Annotated in this window: 31 protein-coding genes and 1 pseudogene; 12 read left to right on the top strand and 20 right to left on the bottom strand. The window is 42.1% G+C overall.

The annotated features are described in order from the left end of the window. Both CJU60_RS02745 and cotH read right to left on the bottom strand, forming a co-directional pair. Positions 1-978: spore coat protein CotH (locus tag CJU60_RS02745; RefSeq protein ID WP_095712863.1), on the bottom strand; the 978-nt coding region annotated here is incomplete at its 3' end. Positions 979-1,105: 127 nt separating this feature from the next. Continuing rightward, a complete protein-coding gene (gene cotH, locus CJU60_RS02740; protein WP_095712862.1) occupies positions 1,106-2,194 on the bottom strand; it encodes a spore coat protein CotH in 1,089 nt (362 codons plus the stop codon). 138 nt (positions 2,195-2,332) lie between these two features. Between cotH and CJU60_RS02735 the strand changes: the two genes are divergently transcribed. From CJU60_RS02735 to CJU60_RS02705, 7 genes are all read left to right on the top strand, one after another. Then, a complete protein-coding gene (locus tag CJU60_RS02735; protein ID WP_095712861.1) occupies positions 2,333-2,803 on the top strand; it encodes a CotG/ExsB N-terminal domain-containing protein in 471 nt (156 codons plus the stop codon). A gap of 163 nt (positions 2,804-2,966) precedes the next feature. Further along, positions 2,967-3,587, top strand: coding sequence for a flavin reductase family protein (locus CJU60_RS02730; protein WP_024123085.1), 621 nt, complete (start codon positions 2,967-2,969; stop codon positions 3,585-3,587). 224 nt (positions 3,588-3,811) lie between these two features. Further along, positions 3,812-5,902 carry a BglG family transcription antiterminator gene (locus tag CJU60_RS02725; RefSeq protein WP_095712860.1) on the top strand — a complete coding sequence of 697 codons (2,091 nt, stop codon included), beginning with the start codon at positions 3,812-3,814 and terminating at the stop codon, positions 5,900-5,902. Between the two features lie 11 nt (positions 5,903-5,913). After that, entirely contained in the window at positions 5,914-6,180 is a 267-nt protein-coding gene (locus tag CJU60_RS02720; RefSeq protein ID WP_024123087.1) for a PTS sugar transporter subunit IIB, read from the top strand. A 33-nt stretch (positions 6,181-6,213) separates the two neighbouring features. Next, positions 6,214-7,476 (top strand): PTS ascorbate transporter subunit IIC, encoded by a 1,263-nt coding sequence (locus CJU60_RS02715; protein ID WP_024123088.1) that lies wholly within the window; start codon positions 6,214-6,216, stop codon positions 7,474-7,476. Between the two features lie 15 nt (positions 7,477-7,491). Next, positions 7,492-8,190 carry a D-allulose 6-phosphate 3-epimerase gene (gene alsE / locus CJU60_RS02710; RefSeq protein WP_095712859.1) on the top strand — a complete coding sequence of 233 codons (699 nt, stop codon included), beginning with the start codon at positions 7,492-7,494 and terminating at the stop codon, positions 8,188-8,190. A 73-nt stretch (positions 8,191-8,263) separates the two neighbouring features. Continuing rightward, on the top strand, positions 8,264-8,605 hold the full coding sequence (locus CJU60_RS02705; protein WP_095712858.1) for a DUF4181 domain-containing protein: 342 nt from the start codon (positions 8,264-8,266) through the stop codon (positions 8,603-8,605). 4 nt (positions 8,606-8,609) lie between these two features. On the opposite strand, the gene ggt is transcribed toward CJU60_RS02705, so the two are convergent. Beyond that, positions 8,610-10,187 carry a gamma-glutamyltransferase gene (gene ggt / locus CJU60_RS02700; protein ID WP_095712857.1) on the bottom strand — a complete coding sequence of 526 codons (1,578 nt, stop codon included), beginning with the start codon at positions 10,185-10,187 and terminating at the stop codon, positions 8,610-8,612. 213 nt (positions 10,188-10,400) lie between these two features. Here ggt and chrS point away from each other — a divergent pair, with 213 nt between their 5' ends. From chrS to chrA, 3 genes are read left to right on the top strand one after another with little or no spacing between them, the layout of a single operon-like run. After that, on the top strand, positions 10,401-10,877 hold the full coding sequence (chrS, locus tag CJU60_RS02695) for a chromate efflux transcriptional regulator ChrS (RefSeq protein WP_010332142.1): 477 nt from the start codon (positions 10,401-10,403) through the stop codon (positions 10,875-10,877). Positions 10,878-10,890: 13 nt separating this feature from the next. Then, on the top strand, positions 10,891-11,484 hold the full coding sequence (gene chrB / locus CJU60_RS02690; RefSeq protein ID WP_095712856.1) for a chromate efflux transporter subunit ChrB: 594 nt from the start codon (positions 10,891-10,893) through the stop codon (positions 11,482-11,484). Beyond that, complete coding sequence (gene chrA / locus CJU60_RS02685; RefSeq protein WP_095712855.1) at positions 11,481-12,017, top strand: chromate efflux transporter ChrA; 537 nt, start codon at positions 11,481-11,483, stop codon at positions 12,015-12,017. The genes chrB and chrA overlap by 4 nt, the downstream gene beginning before the upstream one ends. 26 nt (positions 12,018-12,043) lie before the next feature. On the opposite strand, the gene CJU60_RS02680 is transcribed toward chrA, so the two are convergent. Then, entirely contained in the window at positions 12,044-12,268 is a 225-nt protein-coding gene (locus tag CJU60_RS02680; protein ID WP_095712854.1) for a hypothetical protein, read from the bottom strand. Further along, complete coding sequence (locus CJU60_RS02675; RefSeq protein ID WP_095712853.1) at positions 12,265-12,810, bottom strand: flavodoxin family protein; 546 nt, start codon at positions 12,808-12,810, stop codon at positions 12,265-12,267. The genes CJU60_RS02680 and CJU60_RS02675 overlap by 4 nt, the downstream gene beginning before the upstream one ends. Positions 12,811-12,932: 122 nt before the next feature. On the opposite strand from CJU60_RS02675, the gene CJU60_RS02670 reads away from it, so the two are divergent. Then, positions 12,933-13,814, top strand: coding sequence for a LysR family transcriptional regulator (locus CJU60_RS02670; RefSeq protein ID WP_095712852.1), 882 nt, complete (start codon positions 12,933-12,935; stop codon positions 13,812-13,814). Positions 13,815-13,901: 87 nt separating this feature from the next. Here CJU60_RS02670 and CJU60_RS02665 read toward each other — a convergent pair whose 3' ends face one another. From CJU60_RS02665 to CJU60_RS02625, 9 genes are all read right to left on the bottom strand, one after another. Continuing rightward, positions 13,902-14,618, bottom strand: coding sequence for an endonuclease V (locus CJU60_RS02665; RefSeq protein WP_095712851.1), 717 nt, complete (start codon positions 14,616-14,618; stop codon positions 13,902-13,904). Positions 14,619-14,656: 38 nt separating this feature from the next. Next, positions 14,657-15,148 carry a hypothetical protein gene (locus tag CJU60_RS02660; RefSeq protein ID WP_095712850.1) on the bottom strand — a complete coding sequence of 164 codons (492 nt, stop codon included), beginning with the start codon at positions 15,146-15,148 and terminating at the stop codon, positions 14,657-14,659. Positions 15,149-15,295: 147 nt separating this feature from the next. Next, entirely contained in the window at positions 15,296-16,012 is a 717-nt protein-coding gene (locus tag CJU60_RS02655; RefSeq protein ID WP_255237915.1) for a hypothetical protein, read from the bottom strand. Positions 16,013-16,088: 76 nt separating this feature from the next. Continuing rightward, the gene (locus CJU60_RS02650) at positions 16,089-16,640 is read right to left on the bottom strand and encodes a hypothetical protein (protein ID WP_095712849.1); all 552 of its coding nucleotides are present in this window, start codon (positions 16,638-16,640) and stop codon (positions 16,089-16,091) included. A gap of 41 nt (positions 16,641-16,681) precedes the next feature. Then, positions 16,682-16,972 carry a hypothetical protein gene (locus CJU60_RS02645; RefSeq protein WP_232350997.1) on the bottom strand — a complete coding sequence of 97 codons (291 nt, stop codon included), beginning with the start codon at positions 16,970-16,972 and terminating at the stop codon, positions 16,682-16,684. Positions 16,973-17,269: 297 nt separating this feature from the next. Continuing rightward, the gene (locus CJU60_RS02640) at positions 17,270-17,773 is read right to left on the bottom strand and encodes a hypothetical protein (RefSeq protein ID WP_095712847.1); all 504 of its coding nucleotides are present in this window, start codon (positions 17,771-17,773) and stop codon (positions 17,270-17,272) included. Positions 17,774-17,793: 20 nt separating this feature from the next. Further along, complete coding sequence (locus CJU60_RS02635; protein ID WP_095712846.1) at positions 17,794-19,527, bottom strand: ribonuclease YeeF family protein; 1,734 nt, start codon at positions 19,525-19,527, stop codon at positions 17,794-17,796. Between the two features lie 18 nt (positions 19,528-19,545). Further along, positions 19,546-19,806: a YwqI/YxiC family protein gene (locus CJU60_RS02630; RefSeq protein ID WP_003221757.1), complete on the bottom strand. Its 261-nt coding sequence runs from the start codon at positions 19,804-19,806 to the stop codon at positions 19,546-19,548. Between the two features lie 9 nt (positions 19,807-19,815). Further along, positions 19,816-20,238, bottom strand: a complete 423-nt coding sequence (locus CJU60_RS02625) for a YwqH-like family protein (RefSeq protein WP_095712845.1) — start codon at positions 20,236-20,238, stop codon at positions 19,816-19,818. A gap of 329 nt (positions 20,239-20,567) precedes the next feature. Between CJU60_RS02625 and CJU60_RS02620 the strand changes: the two genes are divergently transcribed. Continuing rightward, entirely contained in the window at positions 20,568-20,825 is a 258-nt protein-coding gene (locus CJU60_RS02620; RefSeq protein ID WP_095712844.1) for a hypothetical protein, read from the top strand. On the opposite strand, the pseudogene CJU60_RS02615 reads toward CJU60_RS02620, so the two are convergent. The 6 genes and pseudogenes from CJU60_RS02615 to CJU60_RS02590 all read right to left on the bottom strand — a co-directional run. Next, positions 20,822-21,060: pseudogene (locus CJU60_RS02615) on the bottom strand (DUF1963 domain-containing protein); the annotation flags it as partial. The gene CJU60_RS02620 and the pseudogene CJU60_RS02615 overlap by 4 nt on opposite strands. 104 nt (positions 21,061-21,164) lie before the next feature. After that, positions 21,165-22,487 carry a UDP-glucose dehydrogenase family protein gene (locus CJU60_RS02610; RefSeq protein WP_095712843.1) on the bottom strand — a complete coding sequence of 441 codons (1,323 nt, stop codon included), beginning with the start codon at positions 22,485-22,487 and terminating at the stop codon, positions 21,165-21,167. Between the two features lie 182 nt (positions 22,488-22,669). Continuing rightward, positions 22,670-23,434, bottom strand: a complete 765-nt coding sequence (locus CJU60_RS02605) for a tyrosine-protein phosphatase (RefSeq protein WP_095712842.1) — start codon at positions 23,432-23,434, stop codon at positions 22,670-22,672. 52 nt (positions 23,435-23,486) lie between these two features. Then, positions 23,487-24,200: a CpsD/CapB family tyrosine-protein kinase gene (locus CJU60_RS02600; protein ID WP_095712841.1), complete on the bottom strand. Its 714-nt coding sequence runs from the start codon at positions 24,198-24,200 to the stop codon at positions 23,487-23,489. Then, the gene (tkmA, locus tag CJU60_RS02595; protein WP_024123106.1) at positions 24,190-24,936 is read right to left on the bottom strand and encodes a protein-tyrosine kinase activator TkmA; all 747 of its coding nucleotides are present in this window, start codon (positions 24,934-24,936) and stop codon (positions 24,190-24,192) included. The genes CJU60_RS02600 and tkmA overlap by 11 nt, the downstream gene beginning before the upstream one ends. Positions 24,937-25,159: 223 nt before the next feature. After that, on the bottom strand, positions 25,160-25,303 hold the full coding sequence (locus CJU60_RS02590; protein WP_010332161.1) for a YwzD family small protein: 144 nt from the start codon (positions 25,301-25,303) through the stop codon (positions 25,160-25,162). Positions 25,304-25,481: the final 178 nt, after the last annotated feature.

Raw genomic sequence — 25,481 nt, 5'->3', positions numbered from 1 at the left:
TGATTTGGACGAACTTTTGGTGTCTGATGAATGATCATATTTTGACGATTGATAATCTGAAGATCTTGGTGACCGATATGATTTGGACGAACTGCTGGTGTCTGATGAACGATCATATGTTGATGATTGATAATCTGAAGATCTTGATGATCGTTTATTTGATTTGGACGAACTTGATGAGCTATGTGATTTTGAAGATGTTAACGAATTACTGTCCCCCTCTTCTTCTTGTTTTTGTTTCTGGTCTATATCATTTTTGCTTTCTTCTTTATCATCATGTTCTTTCTTTTGATTGTTAGAGCCTTTTGGGCCTAAGCTGATGCTCTTGATATGAAAAGGATATATGCGAAGCACTTCTTGATTTTTCACTAAAGTATAATGACCATCCGCATTATCTACGAGGATACCTTCAATTGCTTCTGGTCCTCCTCGATTAATCGAAACCCATTTATGAGTTAAACTCTTAAAAACTTCGTTTAGGTTATCAGCTTCCAAGACACTTGGCGTATGTCCTTCTTTATTTAAAGCGGACTCATGTTTACTTATGCTTTTGATGTGATGAATATTAAAATAAACTACTCCATCCTCATTTGTGTCTAACGCAGCGTAATCATCTCCTAGCCATACCAAACTTCCTTTTTTAGATTCCGGACCGCCTTGATTTAATTGAACGGATTGGTTCATTAACTGTCCGATTAAGCTATGAAAATCATCAGCGTCAGCCATTTCTGCCGTCTCAATTGTTGTTGTGCTATTATTGGTATCCTCTGTAATACTTTTTACATGATCCAATTGATAATAAATGGTTTTTTTTTCAGTTTGCAAAGCGATATAATCTGATTTTACAGCTACCAATTTTCCTTTTTTAGATTCGGGACCTCCTCGATATACAGTGACAATTTTATCTTGCATTGAATGCAAAAAATGATAATAAGATATATCATGATTTGAATGATTTTTCATTCTCCTCTTGCTCATTCATTACCCTCCTAGTCATTTATACATAGATGATAAATATATTGCATATATACGTGTCACAGTTATTTCTTGAACTAATTCAATAGCCTAATTGTCTGATTTTCAGCGAATACCTATAATCATGGATTCACAAAATACTTAAATTGCTTTTGATGTATTGTGAACGATTTTTAATATACTCAAAAATCACTTCCGGCTCACGGTCAAAACGTTCAATATCACTCTTTTTATATGGGTCCATCAGGACAAACGGCCTGATTTGATCATAAAGCGCCAATATTTTTGGTTTCATATATTCAATTGTAAAGAGAGATTGGAGTGTTTTTTCTAGGAGATGCTTATAGGATTTGCGAAATTCGGGTTCATCCAAAATGCGGGCGGTCAATGTATTAAATCCTTGAATTCTTACGTAATCTGCAGCCATCCGCCCCCCATGGATATCCCTGCCCCAGGTTGCGTCATAGTCCCAAGGAATCACTTCAAATAATCCGGTTTCCCCGCTTCTGTACAAAGCGTAATTGTGGACAAACCCGTCATAGTTTGAGGTGAACACAATGCCGGCCAGCCAGCGCAAATACTTATCGATATTCACGTGCTTTGTCACTTCTGATTTAAATTGAGCTTTCGGGACAGTATTAATTTTAAAGATCATATCCTGTAAATAAAAATCATCTTCCTCAGTCCCTGTCTTCTTTTCATACCCATGCTCAAGTGACTTCTTCGTTTCCCTCTCCAAATCACTCACGAGAGAAAAATTAGCATCATCATCAACCGCGTAAAAAATCGCTCCGTCCGCCAGCTTCCTTTTCCTTAAATAATATTCATCCACGGATTCAAGCTCAAGATACACTCCTTCATTCTTTCCATTTACCTTTAAAAACACAAATTCTGCCCTTGGAGACAGCGTCCCCAGCTCTGAGAAAAAATCGAGAGACAATTTGTTTCTTATCATGGAAGGATCTTTATATTCCGCATTCAAGTGAACCTCGCGGGCGCCGCGAAATGTTTTCGGCTGATAGTAGGAAATATGGTACGACTTCTTTTTGAAATCCCTAATATGAGATCCGCGATAAGCAATGTCGATATCAAATCTTTTCTGATTCACTTTCAACACAGCCGGAACCGGTTCATCGTCCCATATATCCTTTTTTAATTCCCGTAAGTCTTTTGGATGAATAAACAGCTGATAAAGAGGCAAATTTGATTGATTCTTCATCCGTAGTCCCCCTTCAAAATTAGGCTTTTATTTTTGTGAGATCTCAGCGGAACACTTATACACTTTTTACAATCGTGCGTACTATGTGTGTAGTAAGGATCTTCATCCTTAAACAAATTAAAAAAAGGAGGATTTCAATTGGGCCACTATTCCCATTCTGATATCAAAGAAGCGGTGAAATCCGCAAAAAAAGAAGGTTTAAAAACTTATTTATACCAAGAGCCTCGTGGAAAAAAACGCAGTCATAAAAAGTCGCACCGCTCTCACAAAAAATCTCGCAGCCATAAAAAATCTTACTGCTCACACAAGAAATCTCGCAGCCATAAAAAATCTTACTGCTCACACAAGAAATCTCGCAGCTACAAAAAATCCTACTGCTCACACAAGAAATCTCGCAGCTACAAAAAATCATTCTGTTCGCACAGAAAATCTCGCAGCTACAAAAAATCATTCTGTTCACACAGAAAATCTCGCAGCTACAAAAAGTCGTACCGCTCTCGCAAAAAACACTGGAAAAATGATCATCATCGCAAAAAAGATGATTACGACAGCAAAAAAGAGTTCTGGAAAGACGGCAATTGCTGGGTAGTCAAAAAGAAATATAAATAATGAAACTGTCATCATAGGCTCCGGCATACGTACGGTAGCCTATTTTCTAATTCCCCTATATCAGTTATATGTCATGACATAGCATATGCAACCCGCATCATTTGGTTTCCTTGAATGGATTTCGTTATAATCATGGTACTCTTACAATAAAGGCGGTGTTGTTGTGTACATATTTCAAGCAGAAGAGCTTAGTGCCAAAGAGACGTATAAGCTGCTGTCAGGAGCCGTTATTCCGCGCCCGATCGCATTTGTTACAACACTTTCTTCAGGCGGGGCAATCAATGCGGCACCTTTCAGTTTCTATAACGTGGTCAGCTCAGATCCTCCGCTACTCAGTATTTCTGTTAACCGATCAGAAGGCCGGCAAAAAGACACAGCCAGAAACGCGATAGAAAACGGTGAATTTGTCGTCCATGTCAGTGATGAAGCCATCATTGAAGACATCAATGAAACGGCGGCAAGTTTAGGGCCGGACGAAAGTGAAATGACACGCACCTCTCTCCATTCTGTAGAGAGCACGGCTGTTTCGGTGCCCGGCATTCAAGAAGCCCGCATTCGTTTTGAATGCAAGCTCGAACGGCATATCACCTTCGACAATGATCATGGTGTGACCACGGCTGATCTGCTTATTGGCAGAGTTGTCTGTTTTCACCTCGATGAGAAGGTGTATGACGCAGAAAAAGGGTATATTTTGACGGACGAATTAAAGCCGGCTTCCAGATTAGCCGGAAACCATTATGCAAAGCTCGGTGAAGAATTTACATTGATTCGTCCGAGTTCATAAAAGGACTATTTATATAGAAGAAACTAGTCAAAAAGACACCGTTATTCAAAAAAGCCGGCGCAGCATGTGTCTGGCTTTTTTTGTTTGTAGGAATCATATTTGCACAAACCGTTTGCACTGATTTGGTCTTATAAATTCAGATGCTCCCCATTACAATTGAAATAAGCCCGCACGAAGAGAAGGACAGCAGACTGATATCACCTGCACATAAGGAGCTGATGGGCATGCCTTTAGACCAAAGAAGATCAGCCATTCTTCATCAGGTTCTCAACACAACCAGCTATGTTACTTGCGGAGAATTAACGGAGCAATTAAACATTTCAAGGAGAACACTGTATTATGACATTGAAAAAATTAACGGCTGGCTGAAAGAGACCGGACTGACACCGATCAAAAGAAGGCGTTCAGCAGGATTTTATTTAGAAGACCAAACGAAAAAAATGCTGACATCAGAAATGAAAACGCTGACAAGTTCAAGCTATGAATATTCTCCCTCAGAAAGGCAGGCAAGAGTGATCCTGCGCATTTTAACGAGAAACAGACGGTTACTTTTGCAGAACTTCATTGACGAAAATCACGTCAGCCGCAACACCGCCATTCAGGATATGAAGCATATTCGCGAAAAGCTGAAAACATTCGGCATCGTTCTTTCCTTTACCAAAGAAAAGGGGTATTTCTTTTCAGGAATAGAGCAGCAAAAGCGAAAACTGCTGGCAGAATACGCAAATCAGCTCATGCAAAAAAGCAGCAGCACTGCGGCCGTTACCGATCTTTGTCCCGATTCGGCTGCTTGTGAACAGCAGATCCAAACCATGCGGTCTATGCTGCTGACTTTCGAAAAGCTTCTTCACATGAAATTTGCTGATCATGTTCTCGCGGGCTTAAGTGTGCACTTTACGCTATTTCTGATCAGATTAAAGGCGGGAAAAGAAATCACTCTAGAACAAGAAGAGCAATACGCCATCAGGCAAACGAAGGAATATGAAGCGGCCGTTCGGGCGGCGGCGGCCGCGGAACTGCCGGAAAAAGCCTTTATTTCTGATCAAGAGATGTGCTACTTCACGATCCATCTGTTAGGGGCTAAAATCAGTCAGTTCCCCGCTTCAAGTCTCATTGCAGGTGAGCTGGATGCGATACATGATATCGCGGACAAAATGATTGTCGATTTCCAGCGTTACGCCTGCGTGCTTTTTCAGGACCCGGAAAATCTAAAAAAACATCTGGTGCTTCATTTGAAATCAGCTTATTACAGGATTAAATATGATATCACCCCTCATGAGAGTGATGTAGCTGCCTCCATCAAAACGAAATACAGTGATATTTTCTGCTTAACGAAAAAAGTCGTTCATCACCTTCAAAAAGAATTAAGAAAACCTGTCAGCAGTGAAGAAACAGCTTTTATCGCCATGCATTTCGGAGGCTGGATGAAACGTGAAGGGGTCGCGCCCTCACTTAGAAAAACAGCGGTTATTGTCTGCCCGGGCGGCATCGGCACTTCAAAAATTTTGCAGAGCCAAATAGAAGATCTTCTGCCGAATGTCGATATTCTGAAAACCGTATCAAGCCGTGTCTATGAAACAATGACGCTTGAAACTGATGTCCTGATCTCAACTGTTCCGCTCCCAGACAGAGGGGTGCCTGTGCTCATCGTTAATCCCATACTGAACAGCAAGGAAAAGATCAGCCTGCTGAAAAAAGTAGATGCGCTCTCAAACAGCGCTCCCCATTTCCATCCAAGTGTTCATGACATCATGGGCATCATCGAAAAACATGCAGAAGGCATTCATAAAACAGAGCTGATGCAAGAACTGACCGAGTATTTAGGACAGCCGCACAAACATGAAAAGGAGGCGAACCGCAAACCAATGCTTGCTGAATTAATGACACCTAACCATATAACGATGGCCGACTCTTCCCCCTGTTGGGCGGATGCCGTCCGCATGGCGGCAAAGCCGCTTTTGGATGACGGGTCTGTTACCCCGCAATACGTCGATGCCATGATTGCCACGATTCAGACACTGGGCCCATATATCGTCATTACGCCAAATGTAGCCATCCCGCACGCGAGGCCTGAAGACGGTGTGAATCGAATCGGCATGAGCTTTCTGAGACTGAACCAAGCCGTTTCCTTTTCAGACCGGCCCGAGCATTCAGTCCAGCTGATTATCGTGCTCGCGGCAATCGACAATGACACCCATTTGAAAGCCCTCTCCCAGCTCACGAATATGCTGGGTGATCCGGAAAACATTCAATTGCTGATTAACGCTCAATCGGCAGAAGATGTGCTGCCAATGATTCAAAAATACTCAAACTAGGAGTGATTCGAATGAAAAAAATCTTAATTGTTTGCGGAAACGGACTTGGATCAAGCTTTATTGTTGAAATGAATGTGAAAAAAATCATTGATGAACTGAACATCAGCGCTGATGTTACACATACAGACCTCACTTCAAGCAAAACGGAGCAAGCGGATCTGTATCTAGGATCAGCCGATATTGTGTCAGGTCTTGACGATGGAACTCGTAATGTTGTCGGACTCAAAAACCTGCTGGACCAGAAAGAAATCAAAGAAGCCATCCTTACCAACTTGTAACACACAAAAACATAGACGACGGGGGTGCATCTGATGCTTGATTTTTTGATTAACGATTTCCTGGGAACTCCTGCTATTTTAATTGGACTTTTTGCCTTAGCCGGTCTGCTTCTGCAAAAGAAAAACGCTGCGGATACCGTATCGGGCACACTGAAAACGGCAATGGGATTCGTCATTCTCAGCGCCGGGGCGGCGATTGTCTCAGATTCACTAGCCGTGTTCGGCAGCATGTTCGAAAAAGCATTCCACATTAAAGGCGTCGTACCAAATACAGATGCAATATCCGCCATTGCTCAAAAAACGTTTGGTACGGAAACGGCACTCATTATGATTTTCGGAATGATTGTTAACATATTGCTGGCGCGTCTCACGCCATTTAAATATATTTTCTTAACCGGCCATCATATTCTCTACATGGCTTCATTGATCTCCGCCGTGCTGATTACCGGCGGCATCAGCGGTGTTCCTCTCATTGCTGCGGGCGCCATTATTCTTGGGGGGCTGATGGTGCTGTCACCCGCCATCCTTCAGCCGTACACAAAAAAAATTACAGGAAGCGATGATCTCGCTCTCGGCCATTTCGGTTCTGCAGGCTATTTTATTGCTGGATTCATCGGCAAACATGCGGGCAATCCATCTCATTCGACTGAGGATATCAAAGTTCCGAAATCATTAGGATTTCTGCGGGATACGTCAGTCTCAATTTCTTTAACGATGGCACTCCTTTTCTTTATTGTCGCTCCTTTCGCCGGAAAGGATTATATTGAATCATCGTTGAGCGGCGGAAGCCATTTCCTCGTTTATTCCTTTATGCAGGCCATTACGTTCGCTGCTGGGGTATATGTCATCTTGGCGGGGGTTCGGATGGTAATCGCGGAAATTGTCCCTGCTTTTAAAGGCATCGCTGAGAAGCTAGTGAAAGGCGCCAAACCCGCTCTTGACTGTCCGACGGTTTTTCCTTTTGCGCCAAACGCTGTGATTATCGGATTTTTATCCAGCTTCCTGGCAGGTATTGTGTCTATTTTTCTTCTTCCGGTCTTCGGTCTCAGTGTTATTGTCCCGGGACTTGTACCGCATTTCTTTACAGGAGCCGCTGCGGGAGTTTATGGAAATGCAACCGGCGGAGTGCGGGGGGCTGTACTCGGTGCGTTTGCCAATGGCATTCTCATTTCTTTTCTGCCTGCGCTTCTTCTGCCGGTTCTTGGCTCGCTCGGATTTGAAGGCACGACTTACGGCGATTCAGACTTCGGCATTATCGGGATTCTTCTTGGCTGGATCATACAATTCTTCAATTAAAGTGAGGTATGCGTCATGAAACATTTATTTTCACCTTCTCTGATGTGTATGGATTTAACAAAATTCAACGAGCAGATCACCATTCTAAACAGCCGTGCCAATATGTATCATGTTGATATCATGGACGGCCATTTTGTCAAAAACATTACACTGTCTCCATTTTTCATCAGCCAGCTCAGAACGATGACAGCTCTCCCGATTGATGCCCACCTGATGGTTGAAAGGCCGGAGGATTTTATCGATATGACAGCAGAGGCCGGTGCTGATTACATTAGCGTTCATGCCGAAACCATTAACCGTGCGGCGTTTCGGCTGATACACAAAATCAAAGATCATGGCGCAAAGGTCGGGATTGTATTGAACCCGGCCACTCCGCTAGAGTGGATCAGCCCTTATGTGCATTTGATTGATAAACTGACGATTATGACCGTTGATCCGGGTTTTGCCGGGCAGCCGTTTATCGCAGAAATGACTGGAAAAATCCGCGCGGCTAAAGAGTGGAGAGAAACAAATCATTATACGTATGCCATTGAAGTTGACGGCTCCTGTAATGAAAAAACCTTCCGCATGCTTGCGGAAGCTGGGAATGACATTTTTATCATCGGCAATTCAGGCCTCTTTGATCTCGATGAAAACACAGAAATCGCATGGGATAAAATGAAAACCATTTTTCAGCAGCAGACACATCCTGTAAAAATGCAACACCCGGAGTAATCCCCGGGTGTTTTTCTATGAAACATTTTCTCTCCCACGAACGTATAAAGAGATGAGTTTAGGAGGGATTGGTATGAGTACTCATTTTTGGCTGTTATTTCTGGTCATGGTATCGTTCAGCACAGCACTGCAATTTCTTATCAAAAAAAAGTTCGGTATCCATAAATCAGGCTGGCTGTACAAGCCAGTCAGCAGCACACAGAGATTAATAGAAATCTTTTTACTGATTTTGTTTGTTTTTTCTATGATCTTTTTCCCTGTGGGATATATGCTTCTTTTATTTTTTATTTCGATTGATTCTCTACGCTTTTTTATAGAATGGAGGTATAGACCTGAAGATAAACAATATATGTACCACCTGATTGATGCTGGCCTGTTTCTTGCTCTCTTAATATACATATGTATATTTTTCTAGCTTGTCAAATCCCAACAGCCGCCCCATCCCCCCTTGGATCGGCTCCTCCCTGGAGAAAGCCCTCCTCATCCACTGCGATTGCTGCGGCGTGACCCATCAGCGGGTCATAATCACTGACTGTCTCCACGAGATGGCCGCTTTCTTTTAGCATGTCGACCGTCTCCTCTGCAATTCTGTTCTCAACTCTGAGACCTTCATAATCCTCGCCCCACGTTCTGCCCCATACCCAGCGCGGTTCGCTGATTGCCTGCTGAGGATGCATTCCATAGTCCAGCATTCGGGTGATAATCGCGGTCTGAGTCTGCGGCTGGCCTTCGCCCCCTTGCGTACCGTACAGAATCTTCGGTTTCCCGTTCTTACAGACCATAGCCGGCATCAGCGTATGGAAACTGCGCTTTCTCGGCTCAAGTGTGTTGACATGATTTTCATCCAATGAGAAAAATGAGCCGCGATTCTGCATGAGAATGCCTGTATCCCCGGCAGTAACAGCCGAGCCAAATTCAAAGTAAAGGCTTTGAATGAACGACACCGCGTTGCCATCCGAATCCATCACCGCGGCATAGGCGGTATCACTGCCAATCGGTCTGCTTTCCGCCGGTTCAGCTATATAACCGATTTCTTCCGCCAGTTGCTTGGCATAGCTTTTGTCCAAGAGGCTTTCCAGCGGAATATCAGCAAACGCCGGATCAGTCAGAACGGCATTCCGATCTAGAAAACTCTTTTTCAGTGCCTCCACGAGCACATGATAATAGGTAAATGAACCATGTTCAATTTGGCTGAAATCATAGTTTTCCAGAATATTCAGCGTCATTAAACCCGTAAAACCTTGGGAATTCGGCGGCGCCTGATACACAATGTACCCCCGGTAATCACAGGATACAGGCTCCATCCACTCACCCTTGTGTGCTGTAAAATCATCAAGTGTCATATAGCTGCCATTATGCTGTAAATACGAGACAATCCGCTGTGCGATATCACCTTCATAAAATGCGCTTCTTCCTTTTTCAGCAATCATTTTCAGGCTGTTCGCAAGCTCTTTTTGCACAAACCGTTCGCCGGGGACCGGTGCTTTGCCGTTTTTGGTAAAAATATCAGCAGTGTAAGGTGTTGACGCCAGCAGTTCAAGATTCGCCGCTGTATGCCGGCACTGATCTGCAGATACAGGAAAACCATTTTCAGCATAATGGAGCGCAGGCTCCAATACGTCAGAAAGCGACATCCGTCCGTATGTCTTCAGCACGGCATACCAGCTATCGACCATTCCCGGTACGGTAATTGCGCTGTCGATCCCCCGCAGCGGGATCTCATTTTTCCCCTTATACACGTCTCTCGTCACATTTTTTCCTGAACGGCCGCTGCCATTGTACACTCTTACCGCCTTTGTTTTTTGATGAAAGGTCAGCCAAAAGGAATCTCCTCCAAGCCCCGTCATATGCGGATAGACAACCGCCAGACAAGCGCTCACGGCGACAGCGGCGTCAAATGCGTTTCCTCCCTTCTCCAGAATGCGGTTTCCCGCTTGTGATGCGAGGTAATGCGGACTGACGACCATTTGCTTAGTGCCGATAATAGATCTGTTCATCACAAGTCCCCTTTGCAAGAGATTTTCTTCATTATAGTGACCCTGTTTTTTCGCATCTACTGATCCGGAAGAAAAGCTGACGAACTTTCTCCTTTTCGTAAACATAAAAATATTTTTATATTCATTACGAAAATAAATATAAATTTTCTCTTACGAAACGAAACTTATATGATAAAATATTGACTAAAAGTCAAACGAAAGCAGGTGAAACAAATGGGCAATGAATATCAAATTCCTAACCTTGTTCTTGATGAGATAGACAAACAGATTCTTACCATTTTGCATGAGGAAGGGAGGATTTCTTATACGGATCTTGGCAAAAGAGTTGAATTATCACGTGTTGCGGTTCAATCACGCATTAATCAGCTGATTGAAGCAGGTGTTATTGAAAAATTCACAGCCGTGATCAATCCAGCTAAAATCGGCATTCATGTATCCGTGTTTTTTAATGTGGAGGTAGAGCCGCAATTCCTAGAAGAAGTCGCCCTAAAGCTTGAAGAAGAACCTGCGGTCACCAGCCTTTATCACATGACTGGTCCGAGCAAGCTTCACATGCACGGGATCTTCGCGGATGATCAGGAAATGGAAGAGTTTTTAACGAAACGGCTGTATCCGCTTCAGGGCGTTGTCAGCGTTGATTGCCAAATGCTGATCAAACGGTACAAAAGCCGTATGGGAATGAAGCTGTAAAGGAGAGAAACTGATGAAAAACCATCCTTATCGGGATATGACCGCCGCAATGGTGCGCACCGGAATCTTAGGCTTCGGGGGCGGGCCATCGGTGATTCCGCTGATCCGCCATGAAGCGGTGAATAAATATAAATGGATAGATGATGATGAATTTGGAGAAATATTAGCCATCGCCAATGCACTCCCCGGACCGATCGCCACCAAGATGGCGGCATATCTGGGATTCAAACTAAAAGGCACGCTAGGCGCAATTGTCGCTACTCTTGCCCACATTTTGCCTACATGCCTTGCGATGGTTGCCTTATTTGCGGCAGTAAACGTCTTAAGCCACTCTGCGGTTGTCGCCGGCATGATTGGCGCCGTGACGCCGGTTATCGCCGTTATGCTCGGTATTATGGCATATGAGTTTGGACAAAAAGCGCTCAAAGGATTTGGCTGGGTCACCGGAATCCTGTTTTTTATCATCGCTTTTATCGGACTGCAATTGTTACAGATCAACCCCGGCATTGTCATTATCATATTCTTAGCATACGGAGCATTTCATTTTAAACTGAAAGACAAAATCTCAAATAAACATTCAAAAGATAAAGGAATGTCCGCCTCATGATCGTTATGTTTTTATTCACAGCATTTTTTATCGCAAACGTTCTGGGATATGGCGGCGGCCCAGCCTCTATCCCGCTGATGTTTGAAGAAGTCGTAAACAGATACGGCTGGCTGTCAAACGACCAATTCTCTAACATGCTCGCACTTGCGAATGCATTGCCGGGCCCGATCGCAACCAAAATCGCCGCTTATGTCGGCTACAGCGCAGGCGGCTGGCCCGGCTTTCTGATTGCGCTGATTGCAACTGTTGTGCCGTCCGCGTTCGCGCTGATCGTCCTGCTGCGCATCATTCAGCGCTTTCGCCAATCACCCGTGATCAAAGGCATGACGCTGTCTGTTCAGCCTGTTATCGCTGTCATGATGCTTATTCTCACTTGGCAAATCGGCGCAGACGGCATCAAAGCCATCGGCTGGATTCAATCCTTAGTGATTGCGGGCATTTCCCTCCTTTGCATGACAAAATTCAAACTGCATCCGGCTTTCCTGATTATCGCGGCATTTTTATATGGAGGGCTTGTAGTTCCTCATTTATAGAAAAAAGCACCCTCAAAGGGTGCTTTTTATTTTGGGCCAGAAATGCCATTTGTCATATAAATTGTTTCTTCGCCTGCATCATTTTTGATCACGTTTTTGATTTGCAGCGTGTTTCCTGACATTCTGGCAAATTGCTTATCTTGAGACGAGTTTGTTTTGACGTGTATCCATTCCTCAGATCGCGGCATTTTCCAAGATAAAAAGAATCCTAGAATAAGCATTCCAACAATGACGGACAACAGCAGCTTCACACGGCATCACTTCTTTTCAATAGCCTGCCCGCAGCTTCTATTGCCTGCTGATCGTATAAAATATCGCCGGGACGATTGCCTTCTCCCAGCACATAGCCTTCAAATGACATTCCCATAAAATCAAAAATGTGACCAAACTGTTCTATCAGAGGCAGCCCCTTTATCTTAGGATTATCTCCTCCGGCTGCTATCACATATGCCTGTTTTGCCGACATTTGCTCTTTAAAATCAGGAAATCGCGGATCTCTCATCATCTGTGACCAGCGATCAATGAACAGCTTTAACGTTCCTGACATGCCGAACCAATAAATTGGGGTGGCGAATACAAGAATATCGCACAGCAATACCCGCTCAATGATAGAATCGTAGTCATCTTGAACAGGACGAAAGCCGCCTTGAGCGTGACGCAGATCCTCAATCGGCTGGATTTGATATTTCCGCAAATGAATGTGCTCCGCACCGAATCCTTGAACAGCCTTCTCCGCAAGAATATCCGTATTTCCGCCAGGCCTCGTTCCGCCATTAATGACCGCAATTTTCATGATGCATCTGCTCCTTTGTTTACGAATGATTTTTTCCATCATATAATGGATTCATTAATCAATACAGATGATTATTTCGATTATTCCAATCGATAAAGCCGATTTAGAAAGGACGATAACAAATGGAATTGAAGCAGCTGATCACCTTTATTACGGCAGCAGAACATGTAAACTTCACCCTTACCGCCAAGATGCTTAACTATGCACAATCAAGTGTTACCTCTCAGATCAAATCACTTGAAGAAGAAATCGGGACTCCTTTATTTGAACGGCTCGGCAAGCGGCTCATCCTGACAGAAGCCGGCAAAACATTCAAATCCTATGCGGAGAAGATTATTGCGTTAACAGAAGAAGCAAGAATGGCCGCAAATCAAGTAAGAGAAACAACCGGAACCTTGAAAATCGGGGCGACAGAAAGCCAGTGCACATATCGCCTTCCCCCTATCATAAAAGAATTTAAACAGGCTTTTCCTCAAGTAAAGCTCATATTCAGACCGTATATTTCCAACGAACAAGCGAAAGAACAGCTCTTACAGGGCCAGCTTGATATTACCTTCATTTTGGATGTGAACCGGACGGAAGACGCACTGCACGTTGAATCTCTGATTCAGGATGAGATCAAAATGGTGGCTGCCAATGACCACCCTTTTCCAGCAGACTCACCAGTGACATTGAAGGATCTTCAAAACGAAACCCTTCTTCTGACAGAGGACGGCTGCTCATACCGCACGCTCTTTGAGGACGCTTTACATGACGCCGGTGTCTACCCTAACAAATTAGAATTCGTCAGCATAGAAGCCATCAAACAATGCGTGATGGCCGGACTTGGAATCGGACTATTGCCTGAAATGACAGTAAAAGACGATATTGCTGAAGGTCGGATGAAAGAACTCAACTGGCAAAACGACTGCCCCGTATTTACTCAACTAGCATGGCATAAGGACAAGTGGATGTCTGCACCATTAAAGGCTTTTATTGATTTGACGCGGAATACATTCAAATAAACCTCTCTGCAAGGACGACAAGGTTTTTGATAAAGCAGGAAAGCACACAGCATACAAAAAACACTTGATGGCTTAGAGCCCCAAGTGTTACCCGTGATTTTTCTGATAAATCGTTCGTAAGACATGTGTTTCAAGGTCAGCCAGGCGGACAGGGATCGGCAGTCTGCTTTCATGACTGATCATGCTCATCGTAATTTGATAGCTGCTTTCTAAATCAATGTTATTTCCGCAAGACAAGAAAATAGGCTTCACGTCCCGCCGCGTCCGCAGCGCCCGGCCATATACCTCGCCGTCAATGATAATATCTGTGTATGAACCGACTTTATTTTCAGGCATTACGAAATCACAGCCTTTGATTTTGAGATAGGTTTTCGCAATCCCAATTGTCGGTTTATTGAGAAAAAAAGCCGCATGGGTGGCAACGCCCATATGGTTGTAATGCAGATACCCGTTGCCATCAAACAAAAACACATCCGGTTCTGTCTCCAGCTTTTTGGCCGCCTCGATGATCAGCGGCAGTTCGCGAAACGCAAGGAAACCAGACACATACGGCACACTGATTTTCCCCATGCTGTGCACTTTTTCAATGACTTCTTTTGTATCAGCGTCAATGACGATGATACTGCACACTCCATACGGTTCTCCGTCCTGTTCCCAATAGGCAAGGTCGACGCCTGCGCAGGTTTTGATCGAGTCTGGGGTGATGGAGGGTGATAGGTTGATTTTATGTTTAAGGGATTTTTGTGTTTGAACAAAATCCGATTCATCTTTTAGATAAAAATCGTGAGTTTGATGTACTTTCATTTCACTAGCTTTCCTCTCTTTACTTTCTAAAATGTTTCTTATGACTTTGAATCTATTTTCAAGACGATATAACTTCCATTAGGATAATCTCCATACCATCCACATGGAAAATAGCCCGCTTTATAAATTTCAAAAAGCTTTTTAAAAAAATTGTGTGTGTTCCCATTTACCGCTCTATTGATTGCACAATTATTCAGGTCTGCTACAACATCTTCAAAAAAAATATTAAATTCAGCCGAAACCCTTCTGACATTTACAGAAAAAACTTCTAGTAATACGTCTAAGTCTTGTGGTTTTTGATCATCGTTTAATTCGTAAATTTCGCCCCATACTTCACTCATTTCATTTTCTTTTATATCTTTCCACGTATATTCATCTTCACCAAATACTTCTTCATATGCATGGTATTTAGCTTTTTCTTTGTCATTAATTATTTTAGTGAAATCACAGATATCATTTGATGTTCTAGGTTTAAACATTTTTGAAAAATCAATAACTTCTTCTACTAAATGATAATTCCGAAGTTTCATTACTTATTATACGACCTTCCATGAAAGATTAACTGTAACTCATACTTTCTATTTCTACTGTACTTCACTTGTTAAATGTGCTTTCATCATTCTAAAAAACCTATCTATGACAACAAGGTAAGGTTAAACTATAGCAATTCTAATACTTCAGTAAACAAGGCATCTCCTCATTTTATCTTCTGTTGAAAGGCAAGTATTACTACCTGCAGATTGGTATTCATTTTTCATTTCTCTCATAAAAATATGATCCAATTGTGCAATTAATTCTTTAAGCTCCGTACACATAGTATCTTCTAATGGATTTTCCCAATCTTCGTTTTTTATAAGTTCAATACCATAATTACCGGTTGGATCCCCTTCTGGGTACCACCCTACATCAAGCAACAAGTTTTTAGTCTTATGAGAAATTTGCAGGAGATCCTGATTAAAGTCAAATAACCAAGCATCATCACTTGCCTCTAATGTTTTAGGGTCAGTATCTTTTAATGTAATATAATCGACAGTCCAACCAGCCGGTATCTTTAGCCTTAAGAAATCGGGAACCTGTTGGGTTAGCGGCTGCAAATCTTCTAAAACCCCGCTTCCCACACTCCAGATTTGATATTCTAACTCTTCTAATACATGTTCTATTTTATCAAAAGAGTCTACGTCATAAATCTTATCTATTTTTAAGCAAACCACTTTGATATGGTATTGATCATCTTGATATAGTACCTTAATAATGGCATTATGTTTTTCATTTTGCAGTATTAGTAGTTCATATTCTTCTACCGTTCTTTTGTCTGAGTTTAAATTGTTCAGTACTACAGACCAGCCATCACAGATTTTTAATGGCTGCAATTGAGAAATATAATCTCTGCCCATCCCGCTTCTCCTTGTACTCCACATTGTTATCCTATCTATAAAAAAACTTGCCGATGACAACACGGCAAGTTTCTAACTATAGCAATTCTAATACATCAGTAAACAAGGCATCTCCTAATGTTAATCTTCTGTTGAAAGGCTGTATATGTGGCAATTCACTCCACTCATACACAGTATCGTAGTAATCATACAAATAACTGAGTTCGATAAACCCTTTCTCTTGCATTATTTTATTGATATAGTTCGTTCCCTGAATGAATTCTAAAGATTCAGCGGTCCCTACAATATCATAAGCGCCATCAATTAAATCGTGTCTTAGGGAATAACTATAATCTAGTACATAAACAGGAACCAATTTAGATACTTTCATATTGATTTGCTGTTCTAAATGAAATCCATTTTCTCCAGAAAGATCTTGCAAGTGGATATTGATTTCTCCTGAAGGATTGTTTAAATCTCTAACTTCAATTTTTTTCAAACCTTTTATTTGATTAAATTCAACAGGTACTTTTATTTTCTCTGCACATTTGTTCTTGTACCATTCGTCTAATTCCCTTTTCACAAATAGACGCTGAAGCAATTCACTGAATTCTGGGTATTCACTAATAAATCTGATTCCATCTTCCATAAATAATAATCATTCCATTCATTAATCCATTAATTATTTAACTATTTCCACCAAGACCTTGTTACTTCTTTTAAATGATATTGAATATGTGCAATCACTTTTTTATAGTCGTCTGATGAAAATTCTTTAATAGGGTTTTCCCAATCATTATTTTTAACTATTGAAACCAGATAATTACCTTCAGCAGAAATGTCAGGAACCCAGCCTAAATCAAGCGTTATTGAGGATTGTTCATGATAAAGCTGCAACAAACTGTCTGTGAACAAAAACCAGGAATCATCATTCGGTTCTAAAGTTCTTGGATCTATTTCAACAAAATGATTATAATTCACTTTCCAACCTTGTGTTATTCTTAGGGGATGTAAATTGCTTTTGGAACATCTAATTTAAATGTTTTCTCATTAACAAAACCTCTTTAGTTTCGTTTTCAGTCATTCTCTCCTTTATATTTTTGAATCATTTAATTTTACCTTTTACAAAACTTAAACTTTATTTTTTTCATAAATCAACAGTTTTGAATTAGTTTTACTATTAATTCTGTAAAGGCTTGATCATTTGTAATGTTTCTTGCTCTCAACGTAAAAACTAAAAAAGCAGGTACAGTATAACTACCTGCTTTTTAGTTAAATTTAATTACCAAAGTTAATTTCTTTTAAAAGAATAGCTTCGTTTCCGTACTCTTCAATATCGGCCTTTAGCCAACTGCTTTCCTTTTCTCTATATTTATAAAATCTAATTGTCGCAAAACTTTTATCAATACTTATAATCACAACAAATTTATGTTCAGGAAATTTTTCTTTTAAATGATGTTCCCAACCATCCACTACCTGAAGCGCATAAAATAAAATCTCTTCACCGGACAAATCACTGTAGTCTAAATAATCGTTTATGCGAAGCTCATTACACGATGCTTCATACCCCGTTTTATCCCCATACATTTTTAAAATTCTATTCCAATTTATAGTTGGATTATCAGGTAACTCATACTCTAGATCTAGAATAAAGCAATCGTCTACTTTAACTATATTAGGTGAAATAATATCCTTTAAATTAGATAGGTCAACTTTATTTGTATTGCTCAGATCTTCAAGTCGTTCTTTTAGTCTTTTCATATTTTTATTTGTATATTCCATATATAATCTACACTCCTATACTAAAATACAGGATCCTCACCTAAAAATTTCAATCCCTTATTTATAGCTTTCTGAACACTTTTGTCTTTAAGTACTTTTTGAATTTTGCTAGGTGCATCTTCACCTGTTTTTTGGTCATAAAACTTTTTTGTTTCAACATCAAAGTACCATTTTTTATTATTTGGCTCATGATAGTGAATTTGACCTTCTCTTTGCCCTGGATTTGGGTTTTCAATGTCTATTCTTTCTGTCTTCCCATTTTGCCATGTTGTCTTACTTGCAATTTGAGTTCCATTTTGACCGAAAAGTTTCTTACTATTCCCGCTACCACTACTAGCCATCTTCATAATTCCAAAATCTTTCACAGCTGTCTTTTCCACATCGATACGGACTGTCGGGAATCCGAATGTAAAGCCATTCGTTGTTACTGGGCGTTCTGCGTACACGCGGACGTTTGTCGGGACTTTGAATTGTTTTACTTTTTCTAGTGTTTTGTTTGCCTTTTGGACTTTTGAATGGGTTGCAAGCGGTATGCCTTTGTCTATATGTTTCGCCAATGCACCGGCTCCAACGAGGCTTAATGCCGCTTCCAGCGCGCCCGTCTTCCGCTTCTCCTCAGACACTTTGTTTCCAAACATATCTCTGCCTGTCACGGCTTCAGAGAATCCGTTTGACGCAACAAGGCCGTATGCGCCCATTTCTGACATTTTGAGAATGTCTAAGGATTTGCCGGTTTTGTAGGCATCTAAAGCGTGTTCGGCCGCGATAGCCGCTTTTCCGGTTTTGTAGATGGCTTTTCCGCCTTTGAAGGCGCGGCCTGCCCAGCCGACGACCGGTATGAATCCGGCTGCAGCCATTGCTCCTGCTGTCACACGTTCTGCGGCGGAGAGTTTTTCTCCGGTAACCGGGTCAACGCCTTCCGTTGCTCTTTTATAATCATAATAGCCGGAGACTTCACCGGTAAAGGTGCAAATCCCGTCCCATGTTTTTTCGTACCACGGTTTGTTCGCTTCTTCCTCCGCTTTTTCCTGAAGCCGTCTTGCTTCGGCTTGCTGGGCTTTTGCGTCAATATAGGTTGTTCCCTGTTTTTCAACATCAATCACGCTTTTGTAGACTTCATTGCTGTGGAAGGCTTTTTTGTCATAGTACATAGGGGATGCGCTTTTCCCATTGCTGGTGGCCTGCATAAGAACAGAATATTTGCTGAGCACTGCGTTGTCCAGAGATTCTAAATTTTGATATTCAGTGGTCAGGGATTCATCAAGCTTATCGACTGCCGTGATCGTGTCACGCCTGATTTTCTGGGCATCGCCCATCTTATCTGCATAGTCGTCAAGCGTGTACATGTCGAGATCAATAATATCGCTGATGCCTGACAAAATAGAATCGATTTCTGCTTTATGAGCGGAGACAATTTCTGAGGCTTTTAAGTCTCCGTTGGGGAGCTCATGATCCAAAAATGACGTCTCCACATATGAATCACTGAGTTCTTGATCTTTAATATCACCGGAAATGCCGTTTAAAAACGCAATTTGAGCAGAAACAAGCGTCAGCCAGCTGTCGGCGATTTCCGCCTGTCCCTGAAAGAAGTCCTTAATATTGTCCGCGCCTTTTCCTTTAAAATTGTCACCTAAATCAACAACTTCCTGAAACGCCTTTTTTAGCGTGTTCAGCTGCTCTTCCAGCGTCTCATATTGCTTTTTTCTATTTTTCGCTTCTTCGATTAAAGAATGTGATTCAAATACTTTACTCATCGCACTGCCCTTTCTCTTTTATTTTACTGCGATCGCCTCATCCTGCTCTTTCAGTGAATCAACATTATCCTTCGTATCCTCGATATTTTTCTGTACCGCTTTTTTGTAGTCTCCGAGCATGGTTTTGATGTTCTCCTCACGCTCATGATATTTTTTCGTGTAATCGAGGCTGTTTTTTCCATTGGATCCTGCTGCACCGATTGATACGTCAGCCAACGCGTCTTTGACAGAATCCAATGTTTTGATGACTGTATCGTACTTCAGCTTAATTTCTGACATAAAAAAAGATCACCACCATTTCAGTTGACTAATTGTATTTCCTACTTCTTCCGCGAACTCTTCTCCCTTTTTAAGAAGATTCGCTGCACCATTTGCTATGACCAATTCTCCTGCATAAGTGGCTTTTTGGATTTCAAGATCTAAAATTTCACCACTAATAGACGCCATATAATCGCTATATTTATCATTCACAATCTTGGATGCTTCCGATTTTGCCTCTTCTCTTCCCTTGTCGAAATCATCAGCTTTTGTTCCCGTCCAATGCTTGCCTAATTCCGGTTTCACAATTTCTTTGATTTCAGTGATTGCCTCTTCTTGCAGTGTGTCTATGTCCTTTTTTGCTTTTTTCAGCTTTTCGATCTTGTCTTCCACGTCGGAAATTTTTCCGTTGAGCGAACTTTTGATATCCGCTAGCATACTTTCATAACCCATCTGTATCACCTCTTAATACTCAAAAAGTCGTATGGAGGGGCTGATGAAGATAGACTTTTCCATACTTTATTTCCATATATTATATTTTAAAATAGCCGGAAGGCGGCTTAAATAGGGTAAACGGCTTAATTTAGGCTTATAATGCTCTGGATAAGGAGGTCTAAAGTCTCTTTTTTGTTCGTTATAAGGTCAATGCGAGCGTTTTATATGGTTAGAAATTCTAAAGTCTTAGTCAAAAAGACACTTGAAAGAGGCAGATTTGATGATCTGCTCATTTTCTTATGTGGTAAAATCTTGTAAAGATTAAGAGGTGAAACGGAGGGATGACAATGAGTTTTTTCAGTCCGATGATGTTATTTTTCGTGATTTTTCCTTTTCTGTCCTTCTTTGTATTTGGAATGGCAGGCACTTTATTGTTTAGAAAACACGGCCTTTGGTCAATGCCTCTTACAGTGCTCTGCTTATTGGTCATATTTATGTTCAGCATTGACTCGGCAACGCCTGATTTTGTTGTGTGGCTTATTTCATTTCCGCTTTTGACCCTATTGGCATCAGGAGTGACCCTTTGGATCAAAAGCTTGTATTAGCTACAGTCCCAATTGTACAGAACGTTTAAAAAGTCTTTTCCCCTTAAATCATCAGGTGTGATGAAAAAATTTGCGATGCCGACGTCTCCCCACAACAAATCAATATCATCGTCTGAATCAATTTGTAAAAGCATGATGGGATGTTCTTTATACGCGTATTCCAACCGAATGAATCAAAGAATTCATCTGTCCCTATGCTCGCGTATTGCTCAAACTGAAAATCTGTAGGCGGCACCCTCTAGTTTCACAATAGGTAAACCTTAGCGAATATATCCATCGTATACAATAAAAGATGGATACAAAAAAAAGACCGGCATCCCGCCAGTCCTTCCTTTACATCTATGACATTGCACCTGCCGGAACAACCGCTTTCCGGCCTACAGAGTAGTATTCCACTCCGGCAGCAGCAGCCTCTTCTAATGAATAGCAATTTCGCCCGTCAAAAATCAGCGGCTGCTCCATCAAATCATGATAATCTGCTAATGAAAATTGTTTAATCTCATCCCAGTCCGTTAAAATCATGACGGCGTCTGCCCCCTTAACAGCTTCCGCAATCGTTTTTTTGTATTCAACAGCCTGCGGCAAAATATGCTTCGCATGGCTGACGGCAATGGGATCGAAGGCTTTGATATGGGCGTCTAGTGCGGCGAGGCGGTTAGCAATGACAATCGACGGCGCGTCTCTCATATCGTCCGTGTTCGGTTTAAATGACAGCCCCAAAAGGGTGATCGTTTTTCCCGTCACTCCGCCAAGCCTGTTCAGCGCTTTATCAACCAGCATCGCCTGCTGATTGTTGTTGACCCTGATGACCGATTTCAGCAGCTCAAAATCATGCTCGACATTGCCCGCAATTTGCACAAGGGCGTTCGTATCCTTCGGGAAACAAGAACCGCCGTAGCCAATGCCCGCTTTTAAAAACTGGCTCCCGATCCGCTTATCCTGTCCCATGCCGTATGCGACAGATTCAATATCAGCGCCGACCTTTTCACATATATTCGAAATCTCATTTATAAAACTGATCTTAGTGGCCAGAAAGGCATTTGAAGCATATTTGATCATCTCGGCGCTTCTGATATCCGTTTGGTAAACCGGGATATCGAGCGGAAGAAAGAGCTCTTCCAGTTTTCTGGCGGTGTCCTGATCGGCTGTTCCGATCACAATCCTGTCTCCATGAAACGTGTCATGGATGGCTGACCCTTCACGTAAAAATTCTGGGTTGGATGCGATCGATATACTGACAGGCTCCGCAAGATGTTTGGTAATCAGCTCGTAAATCCAATCATTTGTTCCGACAGGCACTGTGCTTTTCGTTACGACGATCGCATCTCGCGTCACGTGCCGGGCAATACGCTTGGCCACATCTGTAATATGCTCCAGATTCGCATGTCCGTCGTTTTTTTGTGGTGTGCCGACCGCTATAAAAATAATCTCTGCCTGTTCTAAGCCTTTCTCGTAGCTCGTTTCAAAGCTCAGCCGCCCATCAGCTATATTTTTTCTCATCAGCTCTTCAAGACCCGGTTCAAATATAGGGGAAATCCCTTTTCTCATTTCTTCAATCTTGTGAGCGTTAATATCAATGCAAGTTACATGATGGCCAATCTCAGAAAGAGAAACACCTGTCACAAGACCGACATAGCCTGTTCCGATGACTGTTATATTCATTGTTTCCCTCCAACAGTTAAATTGCTGCTTTACAGCTTCCGTATTATCGTATGAGAACATCCTGACATGAATGCGGATGATCTCCCGGAAACAACCTGTACAGATTTCTGAAATATGATTCAATCATACAATATACTATTATATCGTTCTCACAAAGAAAGTGGGGAAATGAGAATTGCAGATCAAAAGAGCCCGAATCGTTTTCTTCTTTTGACCGGCTTCGGTGCCTGCCTGTAAATGGCTTGATTTTGCAGTAGAAGCTCAGCATTTTCTGTGAGCATATAAGAATATTCCGTACCGAATTCTTTCTCAAGAACACGGAGTGCCTCCTGATAGCGAAAATCTCTTGTTTTCAGATTATGTGCATCTGAAGCTAAGAAATGTATCAGATTGGCTTCAGCCAGCCGCAGCGAAAATGCTTTCATCTGTTTCCCGAAAACTCCTGCGAGGCTTCCGGTTGTCAACTGAGATGCCGCTCCTTTTTCTATAAGATGATACAGCAAGGACGGATTTTCGCGGATTTCGCTATTGCGTTCGGGATGCGCGATAACCGGAATGTATCCTTTCAGCTGCAAGTCATAAAAAAGCTGCTCGGCATATCGCGGTACATGATCAAACGGAAACTCAATCAAGATATATTTCGTGTCATTCAGTGACAGCAGCCGGCCCTCAGCCAATTCCCGTTTCAAGTCCCCGTAAATTCTGATTTCCTGTCCCGGCAGTACGGTGAGCGGGATCTCCTCTTTCATTAAACGTTTGTTTAACAGGTCTGCCGCTTCTCTGACAGCGGTTTGCTCGTTTTCATATGAGCCATTCTTATGATGCGGGGTTGCAATGATGGTTCTGATTCCTTCACGAACAGCCGCCCTGGCCATTTCGATGCTGTCGTCCAGGTTACTTGCCCCATCATCCATTGACGGGAGGATGTGGCAGTGAATATCAATCATTTCTAAGCCTCCTTTTTTCGCAAAAATAAATAACGGGCAGTATGCACGTTATTTATTTTTGTATGAAATTGTCTTCATGTCCGTAGTATCCGTAGTCAGAGTGCTTCGAGCGTTTCTTGCCGTTCATAATGGCTCCGAGGAGATTGCTGTTGCACGAATCGAGCGCCTCTTTTGCTTTTGCGGCTTTTTCTTTTTCCGTCTTTCCGCTTGAAATAACCAAAACGGAACCGTCTGCGACGTTCCCTAAAATTTGCGCGTCTGCTACAGGGAGAATAGGCGGCGTATCGAAAATCACCATGTCATAGGCCGCACACGCTTCATCCGCAAGCTCCTCCATCCACTTGGAGGAAAGCAGCTCGGCCGGATTCGGCGGGATCGGGCCGCTCGTCAGCACATCAAGGTTTTGTTCCTGAGACATTTGCACGGCCTGTTTCAGTGAGGATTTTTTCAGTAAAACGGATGTTAAGCCTGTCATATTTTCTAGTTGAAACGTGGTATGTACTGTAGGTTTTCGCAAATCTGCATCGATGAGCAAAACCTTTTTTCCCTGCTGTGCAAATACGACAGCAAGGTTAGCAGCTGTGGTAGACTTCCCTTCTCCAGGGCACGCAGAAGTGATCATCACAGATTTCATTTGGCGGTCCACTGAAGAAAATTCTATATTTGTTCGAATCGTTCGATATTGTTCTGAATTCAAGGATTTCGGCTCTGTCAGCGCAATGACATTTTTGCGACTCCATGAGCCCTTGCTTTTTCTAAGCGCCAAAATGTCCACTCCCCGCTTTATCAGATTGAATGCCTTTTAAGCTCTTCGCTGTTTTCTGTTCATTCGCAATGGTGGAAACCGTCCCTAATACCGGTATGTCCAGCAACGTTTCGAGCTGCTCTTCCGATTTGATCGTATTATCCAAATGCTCAAGCAGGAAGGCCAGTCCGATGCTTCCTGCCAATCCTGCCGCAAACGCGATGGCGATGTTCAGCAGCGGTTTTGGCGATACAGGCGACGGATGTCCAGAAACCTCAGCTTTTGACAGAATGCTTACGTTATCAACATTCATAATCGAAGTGATTTTGTCTTTAAAGACAGATGCGACAGTGTTGGCAATGTGAGCCGCTGTTTCCGCGCTCCCGTCTCTGACAGAAATATTGACCACTTGGGAATCCTGCTCGCTGGAAACAGTAATTTTTTCATTCAGCTCTTGGGATGTCATCGACAAGCCCATCTCTTTAATCACTTCGTCTAAGATAGCAGGGCTCTTAATGATGACATTGTACGTATTGATTAATTGAAGATTGGTTTGGACATCGTTAAATTGGACTTCTTTTTGGTCGTTTTTCGATTGATTGACCAAGATCTGAGTTGAATTTTCATAGATGGGTGTAAGTGCGAAGAAACTGATGAATCCGCCGGCAGCAGTCGCAGCTGCGGTTACAATCATAATCAAAAGTATGCGTTTTCTTAACGTTGATAGTATGTCTTTTAAACTAGTAGATTCTCCCATGATACCTCCAAATCAGCTTATAACATCCTTTTCCATACGATTATACAACGTTAAAACAGCATTTCTCCATCTTTTCACATGACAATATTCGACAAAAATTTACAATAACAGTTTTTCAGCTTCCATCTTGTAAGCGCTCTATTTATTGTCTTGCCAGAGCTGAATCTTTTTCTCCTTCCGGTCATTATTCAGAAAAAAATCCCGCTAAAAACCTGCGGGATTTTTATGTTGCGTATCCATTTTTAATATGAGAAATCAAATTTTCAAGCATTTCCTTTGTGGTCATCTCAGATGACTGCTCACCAATATCATGTGCATGCATCAAAATTTTCAGAAATTCTTCTTGATTCAATTTCTTTTCACTCATCATTTTATTCCTTTCAGCTTCCATTAAGTTGAAAACACGATTATTATATGATGCCGGCTCTCGTTTTGCAATCTCTAATAGATCATTCGACACATCCCATTTTTTATGTCCTATTTTAGGAAAAACTTTTTCATGCCGCTGTGTTGCGATATAATAGAGAAATTGGATCTTTTTATTA

It is taken from the genome of Bacillus sp. 7705b, from assembly GCF_002289525.1.
Classification (GTDB): domain Bacteria; phylum Bacillota; class Bacilli; order Bacillales; family Bacillaceae; genus Bacillus; species Bacillus halotolerans.
Note: the sequence above shows the minus strand (reverse complement) of the source record. Positions and strands in the feature narration are given on the sequence as shown.

Excerpts from the sequence above, each read along its gene's own strand:
- CJU60_RS02635 (WP_095712846.1), bottom strand. The coding sequence starts at position 19,527 with ATGAGTAAAGTATTTGAATCACATTCTTTAATCGAAGAAGCGAAAAAT.
- CJU60_RS02720 (WP_024123087.1), top strand. The coding sequence starts at position 5,914 with ATGAAAAAAATCTTAATTGTTTGCGGAAACGGACTTGGATCAAGCTTT.
- CJU60_RS02715 (WP_024123088.1), top strand. The coding sequence starts at position 6,214 with ATGCTTGATTTTTTGATTAACGATTTCCTGGGAACTCCTGCTATTTTA.
- CJU60_RS02620 (WP_095712844.1), top strand. The coding sequence starts at position 20,568 with ATGAGTTTTTTCAGTCCGATGATGTTATTTTTCGTGATTTTTCCTTTT.
- CJU60_RS02630 (WP_003221757.1), bottom strand. The coding sequence starts at position 19,806 with ATGTCAGAAATTAAGCTGAAGTACGATACAGTCATCAAAACATTGGAT.
- tkmA (WP_024123106.1), bottom strand. The coding sequence starts at position 24,936 with ATGGGAGAATCTACTAGTTTAAAAGACATACTATCAACGTTAAGAAAA.
- CJU60_RS02665 (WP_095712851.1), bottom strand. The coding sequence starts at position 14,618 with ATGAAAGTACATCAAACTCACGATTTTTATCTAAAAGATGAATCGGAT.
- CJU60_RS02660 (WP_095712850.1), bottom strand. The coding sequence starts at position 15,148 with ATGAAACTTCGGAATTATCATTTAGTAGAAGAAGTTATTGATTTTTCA.
- CJU60_RS02705 (WP_095712858.1), top strand. The coding sequence starts at position 8,264 with ATGAGTACTCATTTTTGGCTGTTATTTCTGGTCATGGTATCGTTCAGC.
- CJU60_RS02675 (WP_095712853.1), bottom strand. The coding sequence starts at position 12,810 with ATGAAAATTGCGGTCATTAATGGCGGAACGAGGCCTGGCGGAAATACG.
- ggt (WP_095712857.1), bottom strand. The coding sequence starts at position 10,187 with ATGAACAGATCTATTATCGGCACTAAGCAAATGGTCGTCAGTCCGCAT.
- CJU60_RS02590 (WP_010332161.1), bottom strand. The coding sequence starts at position 25,303 with ATGAGTGAAAAGAAATTGAATCAAGAAGAATTTCTGAAAATTTTGATG.
- chrB (WP_095712856.1), top strand. The coding sequence starts at position 10,891 with ATGAAAAACCATCCTTATCGGGATATGACCGCCGCAATGGTGCGCACC.
- chrS (WP_010332142.1), top strand. The coding sequence starts at position 10,401 with ATGGGCAATGAATATCAAATTCCTAACCTTGTTCTTGATGAGATAGAC.
- CJU60_RS02610 (WP_095712843.1), bottom strand. The coding sequence starts at position 22,487 with ATGAATATAACAGTCATCGGAACAGGCTATGTCGGTCTTGTGACAGGT.
- cotH (WP_095712862.1), bottom strand. The coding sequence starts at position 2,194 with ATGAAGAATCAATCAAATTTGCCTCTTTATCAGCTGTTTATTCATCCA.
- CJU60_RS02605 (WP_095712842.1), bottom strand. The coding sequence starts at position 23,434 with ATGATTGATATTCACTGCCACATCCTCCCGTCAATGGATGATGGGGCA.
- chrA (WP_095712855.1), top strand. The coding sequence starts at position 11,481 with ATGATCGTTATGTTTTTATTCACAGCATTTTTTATCGCAAACGTTCTG.
- alsE (WP_095712859.1), top strand. The coding sequence starts at position 7,492 with ATGAAACATTTATTTTCACCTTCTCTGATGTGTATGGATTTAACAAAA.
- CJU60_RS02625 (WP_095712845.1), bottom strand. The coding sequence starts at position 20,238 with ATGGGTTATGAAAGTATGCTAGCGGATATCAAAAGTTCGCTCAACGGA.
- CJU60_RS02655 (WP_255237915.1), bottom strand. The coding sequence starts at position 16,012 with ATGGGCAGAGATTATATTTCTCAATTGCAGCCATTAAAAATCTGTGAT.
- CJU60_RS02640 (WP_095712847.1), bottom strand. The coding sequence starts at position 17,773 with ATGGAATATACAAATAAAAATATGAAAAGACTAAAAGAACGACTTGAA.
- CJU60_RS02670 (WP_095712852.1), top strand. The coding sequence starts at position 12,933 with ATGGAATTGAAGCAGCTGATCACCTTTATTACGGCAGCAGAACATGTA.
- CJU60_RS02725 (WP_095712860.1), top strand. The coding sequence starts at position 3,812 with ATGCCTTTAGACCAAAGAAGATCAGCCATTCTTCATCAGGTTCTCAAC.
- CJU60_RS02650 (WP_095712849.1), bottom strand. The coding sequence starts at position 16,640 with ATGGAAGATGGAATCAGATTTATTAGTGAATACCCAGAATTCAGTGAA.